15 protein-coding genes are annotated in these 15,227 nt (G+C 61.4%); 10 read left to right on the forward strand and 5 right to left on the reverse strand.

Annotated elements, in window-relative coordinates; all coding sequences use genetic code 11:
- Positions 1 to 52 precede the first annotated feature (52 nt).
- The gene (locus K3166_RS11480; protein WP_221422351.1) at positions 53 to 463 is read left to right on the forward strand and encodes a DUF2147 domain-containing protein; all 411 of its coding nucleotides are present in this window, start codon (positions 53 to 55) and stop codon (positions 461 to 463) included.
- A 1-nt stretch (position 464) separates the two neighbouring features.
- Here the strand turns inward: K3166_RS11480 and K3166_RS11485 are convergent, their stop codons facing one another.
- Genes K3166_RS11485 through K3166_RS11500 form a run of 4 tightly spaced genes read right to left on the reverse strand, consistent with a single transcriptional unit; the run spans position 465 to position 4,825 of the window.
- Positions 465 to 2,000, reverse strand: coding sequence for an ABC transporter permease/substrate-binding protein (locus tag K3166_RS11485; protein WP_221422352.1), 1,536 nt, complete (start codon positions 1,998 to 2,000; stop codon positions 465 to 467).
- A complete protein-coding gene (locus tag K3166_RS11490; RefSeq protein WP_221422353.1) occupies positions 1,997 to 2,764 on the reverse strand; it encodes an ATP-binding cassette domain-containing protein in 768 nt (255 codons plus the stop codon). Before K3166_RS11490 ends, K3166_RS11485 begins: the two co-directional genes overlap by 4 nt.
- Positions 2,761 to 3,249, reverse strand: a complete 489-nt coding sequence (locus tag K3166_RS11495; protein WP_221422354.1) for a hypothetical protein — start codon at positions 3,247 to 3,249, stop codon at positions 2,761 to 2,763. Before K3166_RS11495 ends, K3166_RS11490 begins: the two co-directional genes overlap by 4 nt.
- A 46-nt stretch (positions 3,250 to 3,295) precedes the next feature.
- Positions 3,296 to 4,825, reverse strand: coding sequence for a sensor histidine kinase (locus K3166_RS11500; RefSeq protein WP_221422355.1), 1,530 nt, complete (start codon positions 4,823 to 4,825; stop codon positions 3,296 to 3,298).
- A 158-nt stretch (positions 4,826 to 4,983) separates the two neighbouring features.
- Here K3166_RS11500 and K3166_RS11505 point away from each other — a divergent pair, with 158 nt between their 5' ends.
- From K3166_RS11505 to K3166_RS11535, 7 genes are read left to right on the forward strand one after another with little or no spacing between them, the layout of a single operon-like run.
- Positions 4,984 to 6,153: an isovaleryl-CoA dehydrogenase gene (locus K3166_RS11505; RefSeq protein ID WP_221422356.1), complete on the forward strand. Its 1,170-nt coding sequence runs from the start codon at positions 4,984 to 4,986 to the stop codon at positions 6,151 to 6,153.
- Positions 6,153 to 6,458 (forward strand): DUF1330 domain-containing protein, encoded by a 306-nt coding sequence (locus K3166_RS11510; RefSeq protein ID WP_221422357.1) that lies wholly within the window; start codon positions 6,153 to 6,155, stop codon positions 6,456 to 6,458. The genes K3166_RS11505 and K3166_RS11510 overlap by 1 nt, the downstream gene beginning before the upstream one ends.
- Entirely contained in the window at positions 6,455 to 8,065 is a 1,611-nt protein-coding gene (locus K3166_RS11515; protein WP_221422358.1) for a carboxyl transferase domain-containing protein, read from the forward strand. Before K3166_RS11510 ends, K3166_RS11515 begins: the two co-directional genes overlap by 4 nt.
- Before the next feature lie 47 nt (positions 8,066 to 8,112).
- Positions 8,113 to 8,739, forward strand: a complete 627-nt coding sequence (locus K3166_RS11520) for a 1-acyl-sn-glycerol-3-phosphate acyltransferase (protein ID WP_221422359.1) — start codon at positions 8,113 to 8,115, stop codon at positions 8,737 to 8,739.
- Positions 8,736 to 9,533 carry a DUF1295 domain-containing protein gene (locus tag K3166_RS11525; protein ID WP_221422360.1) on the forward strand — a complete coding sequence of 266 codons (798 nt, stop codon included), beginning with the start codon at positions 8,736 to 8,738 and terminating at the stop codon, positions 9,531 to 9,533. The genes K3166_RS11520 and K3166_RS11525 overlap by 4 nt, the downstream gene beginning before the upstream one ends.
- A gap of 56 nt (positions 9,534 to 9,589) precedes the next feature.
- Positions 9,590 to 10,249, forward strand: coding sequence for a hypothetical protein (locus K3166_RS11530; RefSeq protein ID WP_247714632.1), 660 nt, complete (start codon positions 9,590 to 9,592; stop codon positions 10,247 to 10,249).
- Entirely contained in the window at positions 10,246 to 11,475 is a 1,230-nt protein-coding gene (locus tag K3166_RS11535; protein ID WP_221422361.1) for a WcaI family glycosyltransferase, read from the forward strand. The genes K3166_RS11530 and K3166_RS11535 overlap by 4 nt, the downstream gene beginning before the upstream one ends.
- On the opposite strand, the gene K3166_RS11540 is transcribed toward K3166_RS11535, so the two are convergent.
- The gene (locus tag K3166_RS11540; RefSeq protein WP_221422362.1) at positions 11,472 to 12,713 is read right to left on the reverse strand and encodes a glycosyltransferase family 4 protein; all 1,242 of its coding nucleotides are present in this window, start codon (positions 12,711 to 12,713) and stop codon (positions 11,472 to 11,474) included. The two genes, K3166_RS11535 and K3166_RS11540, sit on opposite strands and share 4 nt — an antisense overlap.
- Positions 12,714 to 12,817: 104 nt before the next feature.
- On the opposite strand from K3166_RS11540, the gene K3166_RS11545 reads away from it, so the two are divergent.
- Together K3166_RS11545 and K3166_RS11550 are read left to right on the forward strand one after the other, a co-directional pair.
- Positions 12,818 to 13,249, forward strand: a complete 432-nt coding sequence (locus K3166_RS11545) for a hypothetical protein (protein WP_221422363.1) — start codon at positions 12,818 to 12,820, stop codon at positions 13,247 to 13,249.
- On the forward strand, positions 13,246 to 15,198 hold the full coding sequence (locus tag K3166_RS11550; RefSeq protein WP_221422364.1) for a hypothetical protein: 1,953 nt from the start codon (positions 13,246 to 13,248) through the stop codon (positions 15,196 to 15,198). Before K3166_RS11545 ends, K3166_RS11550 begins: the two co-directional genes overlap by 4 nt.
- The last annotated feature ends 29 nt before the right edge of the window (positions 15,199 to 15,227 follow it).

Below are 15,227 nucleotides of genomic sequence, written 5' to 3' on the forward strand. Positions count from 1 at the left end.
GGCCATTCGTCGTTTGGAGACGAACCTCCTCGCGAGAGAAAAAGGATTGCCGATGAAGCGCCTGCTTGCCCTTGCTGCACTTGTCACTGCCGCGCCGCTGCTCGCCGCCCAGCCTATCGAAGGCCGGTGGATGACCGCAGAGAAGGATGCGGTTATCACGATTGATGATTGCGGAAGTTCGCTGTGCGGCAAAATCACGCGCTTCCTCGTTCCTCCGCCGCAGGGCGCTGATCAACGTGACGTCAACAACAGCAACGCAAGCCTGCGCAATCGCAAGCTTCTCGGAATGCCCGTATTGACCGGCTTCAGCAAAGACGACGATGTTTGGCGAGGTCAGATCTACGATCCGAAAAGCGGCAAGACATACAGGTCAATCGTGCGCCGCAAGAGTGCGAACCAGCTCGAGGTGAAGGGGTGCATTGGCCCGTTCTGCCAGACACAGGTCTGGACCAAGGCGCGCTAGGCTAGAGGCCGATTTGGTCGGCCAGCTTTCTTGCGGCATCATCGAAGCTCAGCTTGTCATCCTCTCGGTCGACTGAATAGTTTGCCTCACGCATCGCGCCCACGTCGATCGCATCGATCAAGGGTTCTAGAGCGCTGACCAATGCTGCGTCCGCAGACGCTTGAGGGCTCAGCAAGAGCACCGCATCGTAATTCGGAAATGCGCCGCGCGGATCGTCGAGAATAACCAGATTGTCGGCAACGATCCGGCCGTCCGAAGTGTAGGCCCCGATCACGTCGGCCTCGCCTGACTGCAGCGCATTGTACATGAAGGTCGGCGAAAAATTGCGCTGCCCCGCAAAGCGCAGGCCATAGGCATCACGCACCGCAATCCACTCGGGCCGCTCGAAAAATTCGGGGTCCCCGCCCACGGTCATCTGCGACGCCACACGTGCAAGATCATCGATGGTTTCGACCCCGGTCATGTGAAATGTTTCGGCCCGGACTGCCAAGCCGTATGCGTTCTCGAAACCGAGCCGGCCAAGCACGCGCATGCCCGTGTTTTCATCCTCCCACCTCACGATCTCGTCGTACATTTCTTCGCGGGAGGGGTTTTCCATGCGCTTCATCTGGTTCGTCCAGATGGTGCCGGTGTAGTCGACATAGACATCAACGTCTCCGCTCGCTGCCGCGCTGTGCGCGATCGCGGAGCCCAGGCCGTCCCGGTATTCGACAGCGAACCCTTCCGCCTCGAGCCGCTGCCCGATGAGGCGGGCGAGGATATATTGCTCCGAGAAACCCTTGGCTCCGATCACGACCGTATCTTCGTCCTCGCCGCCGAACTGGGCGAACAAGGCGGTGCCCACACCCAGCAGAACGGCGGCCATCCCGCCCAGCCAGAGCCCTCGCTTGCGTTCACGGAACCCGCGCTCGATGGTACCGAGCAAGGTATCGGCCAGCAGGGCAAGGCCCGCGCTGGCAAAACATCCGGCCAGCACGAGAACCCAGTTTTGCGTTTGCAGCCCGGCAAAGATCGGATCGCCCAGGCTTTTTTGTCCGATGGTGGTGGCCAAGGTCGCCGCGCCGATGGTCCAGACCGCAGCAGTACGGATACCGGCCATGATGTAAGGTGCCGACAGCGGAGCCTCTACCAGCAGCAGGCGCTGGCGAAAGCTCATGCCTACGCCTCGGGCCGCCTCGATGACGCCGGGATCGAGATTGGCCTGTGCGGTGACCGCGTTGCGCAAGATCGGCAGCAGCGCATAGAGCGCCAGCGCCAGCAGGGCGGGAAGGAAGCCCAGCGTCGGCAGACCTTCTCCGAAGACTGCGCGCAGGCTCAGCAGGATCGGGAAGAATAACGCCAGGAGCGCCAGTGCCGGAATGGTCTGCACCAGGCTGGCGAAGGCAAGTGCGCCGCGCGCTACCGCCGGTGAGCGGCTGGCCCAAACGGCGAGCGGCAAGGCTACCACGATGCCCAGCGCAATTGCAGCTGCGGATAGAAGGACGTGGGCCGCAAGCTGGTCACCGAGCCCGGATATGGCCTCCCACAGATCGTTCACCGCGCCAGCTCCGCCAGACGTTCGGCCTGATGGCGTGGCACTGCCACAAGCCCCTGCGCAACCTCGCCGCCCTCGCCTGCGACCAGCGCCTGCGGAGTTTCGTCCGCGACAATCCGGCCCTGATCCATCACCAATACGCGATCTGCCAGAAGCAGCGCTTCCGACATATCGTGCGTGACCATGACGCTCGTCAGGCCCAGCCGCTTGTGCAGATCGAGGACGCGCATTCCCAAGGCGTCGCGAGTGACCGGATCTAGCGCCCCGAAAGGTTCATCCATAAGCAGGAGCTTGGGATCGTTCGCCAGTGCGCGCGCAACGCCTACCCGCTGACGCTGGCCGCCGCTGAGTTCATCCGGCTGGCGCAGGGCCATTGCAGGTTCAAGCTCGACCATTTCAAGCAATTCGGAAACCCGCGCTGATGGCAGCCTTTCCCCCGAAATTTGCGCACCTATCCCGATGTTTTCGCCGACATTCATGTGCGGGAACAGACCGATAGACTGGAACACATAGCCGATATTGCGGCGCAGGGCAGGAAGCGGGAGCCCGGCAACGTCCTCGCCCCCTAACAGGACAACCCCTTCACTGGGCTCGACCAGCCGGTTCACGGTCTTAAGCAGCGTCGATTTTCCGGAACCGGATTGGCCGACAAGCGCAATGAATTGCCCGTCTTCAACCGCAAGCGACACGGCGTCGACGGCTGTTACAGCGCCGAACCGTTTGGCGACCTTATCGAATAAAAGTGCTGACGGGGTTGGTCCGCTCACTCTTCTGGGGTTGCGTCTTCGGGCGCTTCGTAGGTGACCTTTTCCAGCGAGACACGGCGCGCGCCGCCGGAGGTAACGACCAGTTCGTTGTCCTGCAGGCGGCCAGGTTCCCAGCACCGTTCACGCGCATCTTCAGCGTCGGGGATGAAGCACAGCAGGTCGCTGTCCCCACCATCACCCGGTGCCTTGTCGAAACTCCAGCTGCCCTGCTGCCAGGGATTGCCGTTGCGCAGATCGCGGTAAGTCCCGTCTGCATCGATGTAAGTGACGTATCGCGCGCCGTCTTCGGCCGTTACCCGCCAAGCCGTTTCCGCAAACTCGCTCAGCGCCTGTTCTTCCGCCTCTTCCGCCGCCTCTTGTTCCGGCGTTAGCTCCGCAGCAGGCGTTTCGGCCGCTGGCTCGGCAGCGGTTTCTTCTTGCGAGGTGCAAGCACCCAGCGGGAGTGCCAGGCCAAGCAAGGCGATCAGGGCAGGGGTGTATCTCATAATCAAAGGCATACTGGCTTGCGGCGGCGCTGGCGACCCCTTGGCATCACTTGGCGCTTATCGCGCTTTTCGGAATGATCAATTCCACCTGCAAGCCGCTGTCCGAAAATTCGCGGGTGAAACTGCCCGATAGCTGGCCTTCGATTGCCATGCGTAGCAAGCGGGATCCGAAACCTTCATCCATGTCGGTGGACGGCGGAGTGAAGTCAGCCACTTCCTCGTGCCAGTTGATGCAGACGCTACCCTTTTTGTCGCAATCCTTGATCACTTCGATCTGAACCGTGCCGCGTTCGCTCGCGAGAGCGCCATATTTGGCAGAATTGGTGGCAAGCTCATGGAAAATCAGGGCAAGCGGCGTTGCAGCGCGCGCACCAAGGAACACGTCATCGCCGGATACCTTCACCAAGTCGCTATCAGTCTTGGCATACGGGGCAAGCAGGCCTTCGAGCAGTCCGCCCAGATTGTCGCTGCTCGTCCCATCTTCAGGCCGCACATAATCGTGTGCTGTCGCCAGCGAACGAATTGCTCCGCTAACCTTATCGGCGAAAGGCTGGACATCGGGCAGCCCGCGCGCGTGCATGGCGAGCAATCCCGAAACAACTGCGAAAATATTCTTGATCCTGTGCGACAATTCGCGAGCCAGCAGATCACGGCTTTGAGATAATTTGTGCGTTTCATCGATATCGATGCCGGCCCCGAACCAGGTTTCGATCTCGCCCTTGGCATCACGCATCGGCCAAGCGCGCAGCACCATCCAGCGGTACTCCCCATCGGCGCGGCGGACGCGGGCCTCCGCTTCCCATCGCTGCCCCTTGGTCCGCGATGCTTCCCGGACAGTTTCCACCGCCTCTGCATCGGAAGAGTGGATCATATCTTCGAAATCAATCGTGCTGAGATCGTTGGTACCGAAATATTCGTAGAGCGCTTCATTACCGAATTCCAACGATCCGTCGGGGTTGGCGGCCCACGCCAGAACCGGAATATGTTCTGCCATTTTGCGCAGCCGCATGCTCTCGCGAACCAGTTTTTCCTGTACAGCCAGATACTCACGCCGTGCATTAAGCCGCCGCATCACGGATGCCGCCAACACTTCCAGGCCTTCGCGCTGGAAGTCGGTCAGTCCTTCCGTGCGCGGTTCGGTATCAATGACGCACAGTGATCCCAGCGGGGCACCTTCCGACGACAGCAATGGAACGCCGGCGTAGAACCGTATCTTCGGTTCGCCCGTGACCAGCGGATTGCGTTCGAATCGCGGGTCCAACATCGCATCCGGAACTACCAGGGGTTCCCGCTCCATCATTGCATGAGCGCAGAAGCTGGTGGGCCGAGGTGTTTCGGTAGTATCGAGTCCGGCCCGCGCCAGAAAGCGCTGCCGCTGTTCTTCCACCAGGCTGACAAGCGAAACCGGCGCACCGCACAGCTTCGCCGCGAACTGGACGATCGCAGACAACTCGCCATCGTCCATCAGTTTGTCGACACCATAGGATGCCATCACCGTAAGGCGTTCATCCTCGCTGCAATAAGCAGGGTTTGGCCCACGTCCCTGGGGCCAGTTGTTCGTAACGTCGGTTTTCATCGCGCAACGGTCTAAACGTATCTTCCTGTTTTACAAGAATTTGGGTTCGAGCGCTCCTTCGCGCGCTCTCGCGCGCGATGCAGGTTTGCCCGCGCGGTATTCCTTCGCTATCGCGCCAGCGAGAGAATTGGCCCCGAAGCGGGCGATCAGGAGACAACATGCGCGCCACCCCCGATTTCGATTTTCAGCTCGGCGAAGCCGCGGACATGATCCGCGAAAGCGTCGGGCGGTTTGCGGACGAGCAGATCGAACCCCTTGCAGCGAAGGTCGACCGCGAGGACTGGTTCCCCAAGGCCGAACTGTGGCCTGCAATGGGCGAACTCGGCCTGCACGGGATTACCGTGAGCGAAGCTGACGGCGGCCTTGGACTGGGCTATCTCGAACACGTGATTGCGGTTGAAGAAGTCAGCCGGGCAAGCGCGTCTGTCGGCCTGAGCTACGGCGCGCATTCCAATTTGTGCGTCAACCAGATCGCGCGCTGGGGCAATGACCAGCAGAAAGCCAAATACCTCCCGAAACTGATCAGCGGCGAACACGTCGGCAGCCTCGCGATGAGCGAAGCGGGCGCGGGTTCGGACGTCGTGTCGATGAAGATGAAGGCCGAAAAGGTTGATGGCGGCTACGTGCTCAACGGCACCAAGTTCTGGATCACCAATGCGCCCTATGCCGATACGCTGGTCGTATACGGCAAGACATCGCCCGAAGCAGGCAGCCGCGGCATCACCACCTTCCTGATCGAGAAGGATTTCGAAGGGTTTTCCATCGGCCAGAAGATCGAGAAAGTCGGTATGCGCGGCTCACCCACATCGGAGCTGGTATTCGACGATTGCTTCGTGCCTGACGAAAACGTGATGGGCCCGGAAAACGGCGGCGTCGGCGTTTTGATGAGCGGGCTTGATTACGAGCGCGTCGTGCTTTCGGGCATTCAGCTCGGCATCATGCAGGCGTGCCTCGACACGGTCATTCCCTACCTTCGCGAACGCACCCAGTTCGGCAAACCGCTGGGCAGCTTCCAGCTGATGCAGGCGAAGGTGGCCGACATGTATGTCGCGCTGCAATCCGCGCGCGCCTACACCTATGCCGTGGCCAAGGCCTGCGACAATGAACAGACCACGCGCTTCGATGCAGCTGGCGTGATCCTGCTGTCGAGCGAGAACGCCTTCCGCGTCGCTGCCGAAAGCGTGCAGGCACTCGGCGGCGCGGGCTACACGCTCGACTGGCCGGTAGAACGCTACATGCGCGATGCCAAGCTGCTCGACATTGGCGCGGGGACGAACGAGATTCGGCGGATGCTGATTGGGCGCGAATTGATCGGAGCGGCTGGCTGATGGCAGTCTACATGATCTCGCGCATGACGATCCATGATCGCGCGGAGTACGATAAATACGAAGAACGCTTCATGGATATCTTCGACAAATTTGACGGCAAGCTTCTCAGTGTGGATGAGGAGCCGCAGGTCGTCGCGGGAGAATGGAAAGCCACGCGCTCGGTGCTGATGGAATTTCCGACCAAATCTCAGCTTTTCGCCTGGCTGACTTCGCCCGAATATCAGGAAATCGGCAAGTACCGCGATGCGGGCAGCACCGCAGATGCGATCATCGTCAAAGGGCTTGAGCCGGGAGAGTTCAAATGACCGCACCGGCTTTAACATCTACGCTCGACCGCGAGGCGCCCGATGCAAAAGCGCGTTTCGAGCATAACAAGTCGCTTGCCGCAGACCTGCGCGCCAGCGTCGCAGCCGCCGCGCTGGGCGGCTCCGAAGGCAGCCGCGAGCGTCATGTCGGGCGGGGCAAACTTCTCCCGCGCGAACGTGTCGAGCGCCTGCTCGATCCGGGCAGCCCCTTCCTCGAGATCGGCCAGCTCGCCGCCAATGGCATGTATGGCAAGGACGAGATCAACGGTGCGGGGATGATCGCAGGCATCGGCCGCGTGTCGGGCCGGCAGGTGATGATCGTGTGCAACGATGCCACTGTGAAGGGCGGCACCTATTACCCGATGACGGTGAAGAAGCACCTGCGCGCGCAGGAAATCGCGCAGGAAAATCGCCTGCCGTGCATCTACCTCGTCGACAGCGGTGGCGCGAATTTACCGCACCAGGCCGAGGTCTTTCCCGACCGCGACCACTTCGGTCGCATCTTCTTCAACCAGGCGAACATGAGTGCGCTGGGCATCCCGCAGATCGCTTGCGTGATGGGCAGCTGCACCGCGGGCGGCGCCTATGTGCCCGCGATGTCGGACGAGACAGTAATCGTCCGGGAACAGGGCACGATCTTCCTCGCCGGACCTCCGCTGGTCAAGGCTGCGACGGGCGAGGAAATTACTGCCGAGGATCTGGGCGGCGGCGATCTCCATGCCAAGAAATCCGGTGTAGTCGATCACCTCGCTGAAAACGACGAGCATGCGCTGACCATCGTGCGCGATATCGTCAGCCACCTAGGCGGCAATTACGCCGAAGCCAGATGCGTCGAGGTGCGCGATCCCCGCCCGCCGAAATTTGATGCCGACGATCTCTATGCACTCATCCCCGATGATGTCCGCGCACCCTATGACGTGAAAGAAGTCATCGCACGGCTGGTCGACGGCAGCGAGTTTCACGAGTTCAAGCACCACTACGGCAGCACTCTGGTATGCGGCTTTGCGCATATCTGGGGCATGCCGGTGGCGATCCTCGCCAACAACGGCGTGCTGTTTTCCGAAAGTGCGCAAAAGGGCGCACATTTTATCGAGCTTGCATGCCAGCGCCGCATTCCGCTGCTATTCCTGCAAAACATCTCCGGCTTCATGGTCGGTGGGAAGTACGAAGCGGAAGGCATCGCCAAGCATGGTGCCAAGCTGGTGACGGCCGTTGCCACCGCCACCGTCCCCAAGGTCACGGTCGTGATCGGCGGCAGCTTCGGTGCAGGCAATTACGGCATGTGCGGCCGCGCTTACTCTCCGCGCTTCCTGTTCACCTGGCCCAATGCCCGCATCAGCGTGATGGGCGGCGAGCAGGCTGCATCGGTCCTGGCAACCGTACACCGCGATGCGGACAGTTGGACGCCAGACCAAGAGGAAGAGTTCAAGGCACCGATACGCCAGAAGTACGAGGACGAAGGCAACCCCTACTACGCCACCGCCCGCCTGTGGGATGACGGGGTGATCGACCCCGCACAAACCCGCGACGTACTCGGCCTGGCCTTCGCGTCCACGCTCGAAGCTCCGATCCCAGACAGGCCGCAATTCGGCGTCTTCAGGATGTAGGCTCGCAATTCGCTTAACTTGTGTTAGGCAAACGCGTGGGAGAGAAAATGTCGCAAGCAACGAGCCGCAAGCGCTCTATCCTGTCGCGCATAGTGCGGCGGATCATCTGGGTGATTTACCGGCTGCAAGGCTGGAAGATCGAGAGCGGTCTGCCCGACATACCTAAATTCGTCATCGCCGGCGCACCCCATACATCGAACTGGGACTTCGTGTTCTTTACGGGCGCGACGGCAGAAGAAGGTGTCGAGCCCAGCTTCATGGGCAAGCACACGCTATTCCAGGGCATGATGCGCAACTTCATGTTCGATATGGGCGGCGTGCCGGTGGATCGCACCAAGCGCGCCAACTACGTGGAACAGGTGGCAGATGCCTTCGCCGCAGCCGACAAGCTGGCACTGGTTATCGCAGCCGAGGGCACGCGCAGCTCCAATGGAGAATGGCGCAGCGGATTCTATCATATTGCGCAGGCAGCAAATGTGCCGATCGTCGTTGCATGGGTTAGCTGGAAGGACCGCAAGCTTGGCTTCAGCGATCCCATTTATCCCACCGGAAATTATCCCAGGGATCTCATGACTATTGCCGAGTATCTTCTGGAGAAACGACCGGATTACCATCGGTACAAGGTTCTCGAAGCACAAGCTCTGCGCCTAATCGAAGAAGGGGAAGCACGATGATTGACGCCCTGCTGGCGAATGCTGCCATACTGATCGGAGTGGTTCTCATCCTGTGGGTCATTTCGGTCCAGATTGACGATGTCTCATTCATCGACGCGTTCTGGGGCACCGGAATGGCGCTGATGGCATTCACGAGCTGGATGCAGCTGGGACAGCCCGGCGCACTCGCGACGCTGATCCTCGCGATGACAGCCGCATGGGGGCTGCGCCTGGGCATCTACCTGTTTCGTCGTTGGCGCGCAGAAGGCGAGGACAAGCGGTACGAGCGGATGCTGCGCAAGGACCGCGAAAAAGGCCGCTTTGCCTTTGCTGCGCTGACCAAGATCTGGCTTGGCCAAGCGCTCTTGCTGTTCCTTGTCAGTTCGCCTGCGCAGCTCGGTATTTTGTCCAGCAGCGAACCTGCACCGATCACCGGACTTGCCTGGGCCGGCCTGGCGCTGTTCCTCACCGGGATATTCTTCGAGTGGGTAGGCGACTGGCAACTCTCCAAGTTCAAGGCCGATCCGGCCAACAAGGGCGAGGTCATGGACAAGGGGCTATGGCGCTACACCCGGCATCCCAACTATTTCGGCGATGCTTGCGCCTGGTGGGGTATCTGGCTGGCAGCTGCGAGCGCGGGCTGGGATATCGCGCTGTGGACCGTTGCGGGACCGATCTTCCTGACGTTCACACTGGTCAAATGGTCGGGCGCAGCACTGCTGGAAAAAGGCATGAAGCATTCGCGTCCAGGGTACGAGGAATACAAGCGCCGCACCTCGGCCTTCATTCCGATGCCGCCCAAAACTTCCGGCTGAAAACGCGCATTACGCGTACGATTGCTCTGGAATAGGCGCGCGCTGGCCTCTATCAATTGACGGATGACCTACGCGAGATCGATCAGGCTGTGACCAGGCTCGAACCCGAGACCCAGCGCGAACAGCTGGCCACGCTTGCGATGGAGCTTACCGGCCGCCGCGGTGCCGAAATTACGCCTGAAGCGCTGGCGGCAGAATCCGGCATTTCGCGCGCGAAGGTCGCGGCGATCTTCCCCAGCGAAGCTGACCTGTTCGATGCGGTCACCGAACTCTGGTTCGCTCCGCATGGCGCGATCATGGAAGAGGTCGTCGACAGCGATCTGCCCGTCAATCGCAAGTTCTATGAATTCTATGCCCGCCGGTTCCGTCACAATCGGGACGAATACCGCCGGGATCCGGCCGCCTTTGCCGTCCTGTGCGATTTGGGCGCGCGGCGGTTCGAACAGGTGAGATCCTATGTCGACCTGGCCGACCATTACCTTTGCGGCCTCATTGCCGAAGCCCAGGCGGAAGGATATTTCGCCGGCCTCGAGATCGACCGCGCACTGACGCTGATCAACCAGATGACGATCGCCTATACGATGCCCGATCTCCTGATCATGGTCGACGATCGGCTGGCGGAAGATAAACTTGCCGCCATCATCGACACAATATTCGCCGGCCTTTCTGCCAGCGATGGCGGGGCCTCCGGCCTGAGCGGCCTGCGCTCCGCGTGAGCGCTGCCGGACGCAATCGGCGCATTCTTTTCATCGGATTGAACTACGCCCCCGAACCGATCGGCATCGGACCCTACAGCGCCGGTCTGCTCGAAGCCTTGGCCGAACGGGGGCACGAGGTCCGGGCCATCGTTGGCCAGCCCTATTATCCGGACTGGAAGATGCACGACCTGCTTCGCGGGCGCTGGAACACAGCACACGAAAACGGCGTCACGATTACGCGCTGCCCGCATTACATACCGGCCAATCCTACCGGGCGGCGCCGGATGGCGCACCACATGAGCTTCGCCAGCAGCGCCTATCCTGCAGCCCGGCAAGCACGCCGAGAGCTGAAGCCGGACCTGGTGATGACGGTTGCGCCATCGCTCATTTCGGCGCCGGTCGCTGCCCGGATGGCACGGCGCGCAGGCGTGCCGCTGTGGCTGCATGTGCAGGATTTCGAGGTCGGAGCTGCGCGGGCGATGGGTCTGCTTGGCGCAGGCCGGGTTGCCGATGCCGCACTGCGCTTCGAACGAAGAGCGCTTGCATCAGCGAACGTGGTCTCGACTATCAGCGAACCGATGCGGCACCTGCTGGCCGAAAAAGGCGTCGATCCCGCGAACATCTTCGAATTGCGCAATTGGGCCAATCACCCTGCCCCGGCGGGCGACCGTGATTACCGTGGGGAATGGAACCTCGGTGAAAAGTTCGTCGCGCTCTATTCGGGCAATATCGCGAACAAGCAGGGGCTGGAGATCGTGATCGAGGCTGCACGGCTTCTCTCCCACCGCGAAGACATTCGGATCATCATTTGCGGCGAGGGGCCGAACAGGTTGCGGCTCGAAGAGCTGGCGCAGGGTCTGGCAAATGTTCAATTTCACGATCTTCAGCCAGCCGAGGATGTCGGTGACTTGCTCCAGATGGCGGACCTGCATCTCCTGCCCCAACTTGCCGAGGCCGAAGATCTCGTGCTGCCGTCCAAACTTGGCAATATGCTCTCATCGGGCCGTCCGGTTCTGGCGACGGCGCATCGCGGGAGTGGGATTGCCAGCGAGGTAGAGGGTGCAGGAGCGATCGTTCCACCAGGAGACCCCCAAGCGCTTGCCTGGGCGATGGAGCGGTTGGCTGACGACCCTGCTTCACGCGCAAGGCTGGGCGAAGGCGCGCGGCACGCGGCGGTCGAACGCTGGTCGAAGGGCATGATAATTGACCGGTTTGAAGCCGCGATGCAGGACCTGCTCGGCTAGATACCGATCCCAGCGAGGAAGGCTGCGATGTTCCGGCGGTAGGCATCGTGGTTATATTCCGCCGCATCGGTAATTGCTGCACGGCGCATCGAAAGAAGCAGGTCGCGGTCGCTTGTGAGCCGCTCCATTGCAGCGCCGAGCAAGGCGGTATCAGGTTTGTCGATCATCACGCCGCTGGACGGCGATGGCCCCAGACCCGCCTGGGGAGTGCTGATGATCGCCATGCCCGATGCAAGCGCCTCGAGCAGGACAACTGCAGAGCCTTCGAAATAGCTCGGCAGGACCAGCACATCGTGCGCCTGCATTAAGGCGGGCATTTCAGCGCGCGCCAACGGGCCGCGGAAATCAACGCGGCTGCGCAAGGTGGAAAGACGGGCTTCAGGAACATGGATGCTGCCCACGCAGGTAAGACTGGCCTCTTCGGGGCTGAAATCCTGGATGGCTTCGAGCACGTGCTGGATCCCCTTGCGGGCCGATAGCTGTCCGGCGAACAGAAAGCGCACCGGCTCGCCTTCAGGTCGCGCCTCCGGGGCGGGCGCATTCCCGAACAATGCAGGGTCGAACCCGTATGGGAGCAGGTGTAGCTTGTGCTCAATTTGAGGAACGCCGGAGTGCCGCATTACACTGTCGATAACGAACGGGCTGCCACACACCACGTGGTCGGCTAGCTGGTATTCGGCATCGCTGCGATCGATCAGGCTGGCGGACGCAGGGCGCACTTGCGGGCCAAGCCAATCGCCATGGCGGACCGCAATCCGGTCAATCGCCGCATTCCATTCCCGCCAGTCAGCGATTGTCCGGTCGAGGATCTTTGGAACTTTTGCAGCGGCTAAATGGCTGAAAGCGGTCAGTGACGAATTGTCATAGCCCCACAAGGCAAACGGCCCCTCGGCCGAAGCCATCTTGGCAATCCGCCGGGCGAACCAGTCATTCGCAAATGCGTCGAACATTGACGCAACGCTGCCGAATCCGGAACGAGCAAGGACCCGCTCCGGCAATTCGTAGCGCGCAAAACTGCGCACCAGCTGAGGATCGAGCAGCGGACTCGCAAAGCGGTTCAGTTCCCCGACCAACGCTTGGCCCGCAGCTCCTGGCAGCAGCTTTGCCAGCCTGCGCAGCCGCCCGCCGGGCCTGTCGAACAGGCCAGTGGCAAGGAAGGCAAGCTGCCCAAGCTGCTGCAAGGCGAGCGCGGTCTGGCGGCTGTGCTGCGTGCCCGGATGGAAAACGGCGACCTTCATTTCACCCGCTTGCCGCGAAAGCGCGCAGGCAAAAACCATTTTCCTACACTCAATCCCCTGATTAACCGGTTTGGCTCGTCAAATTCCATAGAGGAACCTGAAAGATGAGCGATCCCGTTCCGTTGCAGACGCCTGGCGGTTTTGCACCCGTCGTGGCGCTTGGCCTTGATGATGGCACGGGAAACCTTGCTGTCGTCACCACTGCCGCGCCCCTGCCCGTTCAAACCACCGCCCCCGCAGCGCCGCCCGCGCTGGGAGGTGAGACCCAAGGTGATCTTGTTGCCGGTCCGTTCGAGCCTGTTCCCTTCACACCGGTATTCTGCACGCTCTCGGGTGATTTTACCGGGAGTGTGAAAGTCATGCGGTCAACCGACGGCGGAGCCACGCTGCACCCGCTCACAGCAGCCGGTGCCCAGTGGGGCGCTTTTTCCGGACCGGCTTGTGAACCTGTCTGGCAGGAAAGCGAAGTGGGGGCGACGCTGTGGCTCAATTGCGAAGTGACCTCGGGCACCCTCACCTACAGGCTCGCCCAATGAACGCGCTCGCTCTGCCCGCACTGGGCCTCGCCGCGAAATCCGCCCAGGCCCTGCCCGCCCTGTTTGCCGATCTTGCGGCGCGCAGTCCCTCGTTCGATATCGTTCGCCTCGAATCCACTGGCCACAGCGAGAACGCGCGCGGGGCTGCCACTTATATTTCCGATGCGCTTTGCGAAGCGGAATTGCTGACAGCGCACCCTCGCTTCGTCTTCCAAACGGCCAATTCGCGCATCTTCCGCCTGCTTCCCGATCGCGCATCATTAAGCGTGGAACAAGGCGGCGCAGTTGGCGGCGGCGCGGTAAATGACCAGCCTGCCATTCAGGCCGCAATCGACTACGCGCATGCTGTCGGCGTGCAGGAAGTCTGTTTCGAAGCCGAACATTACCGCGTCGATTGCCCGCTGCGAACCTCGCCTTCGCAGGACACCCGGGCAGAGGACGGCCACCCGCTCGTCGTGAGGAAATCACTGCTTCTCACCGGCAAGGCTGCCCGTAGAACAGTGCTCGATTTCCGCGCGCTCGACGGCAATGATCCGGAGAGCGACTGGCAATTGGTGCCAACCTCCTTGAGCGACCCCGCTCTGTCCGTCTGGCGCGGCGGAGGCATTTTCCTGCAAGGCGACGTGGCCGATCCCGGAGAAGGCCAGCGCGCTATTGCCCGGCTCGGACTCGACCGGCTGATCCTCCGGGGCAACCGGCAGCATAGCGGAGCTTATGTCTGGCCGGCCGATCCGGCCACAGGCGATGGCTGGGACATTACCGACAAGGCGCTGTGGGTTCAGGATTGCTATGTCGGTGAAATTGTCTGCCGCGACACCGACATGGTGGGCTGGAAAGGCGAGATTTTCTATCTGGGCGGCGCAGCCAATGCAGTCGAACGCGTGGAACTGACCCGCTGCAAATTTGCCACCACCAACGGCAGCGCGATCAATCCAAGCTGCGATGCCGAGATCCTGGCTGTCGATTGTTCTTTCGGCGACTGCTTCCAAGCGCAGGAAGACGTATCGAAAACCCGCGCGGTCTATCGCGGCTGCAGCTGGTATGATTGCGACCACATGGCACTGGGCAGCGGGGCGACGGATGGGCTGTTGTACAACCAGGCATGGCCGACCCGCGATGACGCTGCAGCGCCGCCCATGACATTGCTGGAAAACTGCGAGTTTCGCGACATCAACGTGGTGCGATTCATGAGCTATGTGCGCGGGACAATCAGGGCCATCGATACTTCCATCACCCTGCCGGGCGGAACCGCGATGGCGATGCGCGACACCGATCTGGCCATTGAATCGTGGCTCGATCGGAAGAATGCGATCCACGCTCTCAGCTTCGAAGGGGTGTCCAGTTTGACAGAACAGGTGCCGGGCGCACCCGCAGGCACCTTCAAGCTGGCCCCATCCAATGTGCGCATCCGCCTCGCCCACCACCGCACCAGGTTGGCTCAGGAGAATAACCGCCAATGGATCGGCAGCTACTGGACCGGATATATCGACCGCAGTTGCCAGATCGCCGTGACGGGCGATTGTGCAGGAGGGCGCCTTCCCAATGGCGGCGACACCCCTGTCTCCATGCCCCGCGTCAGCTACACCGCGGGTGAAGCAACTACCAATTACTGGCCGCGAGGCTGGTATCGCCCCGCTTCACTGAACGGTTCGGGCGAAGTGGCGATTGCCGCCCCGTTCATGACCCTCGGTCTTGGAAGCGGGATCATCGCCGACATCTCCCTGTCGCGGACCCCGTCCGGCGGGATCGAATATGGCTATGCAGACGGCCAGACAGTTCGCATCACCAAGGAAGGTGCGACCGGCTCGCTCAGGTTCGGAAAAGGCGCATCACCGTCCTTCGCGGTTTGCGAGACGCGGGTGCTGGCGAATGCCTATGACTGGATCGAATTCGCTTACAACCGGGACTGGCAGCGCTGGGAGGAAAGCGGCTTCTTCTCGGATAGCTGATATCTCGGGCTCAAACAGAAGGGAGGGGA

The organism is Qipengyuania psychrotolerans, assembly GCF_019711355.1.
Classification (GTDB): domain Bacteria; phylum Pseudomonadota; class Alphaproteobacteria; order Sphingomonadales; family Sphingomonadaceae; genus Qipengyuania; species Qipengyuania psychrotolerans.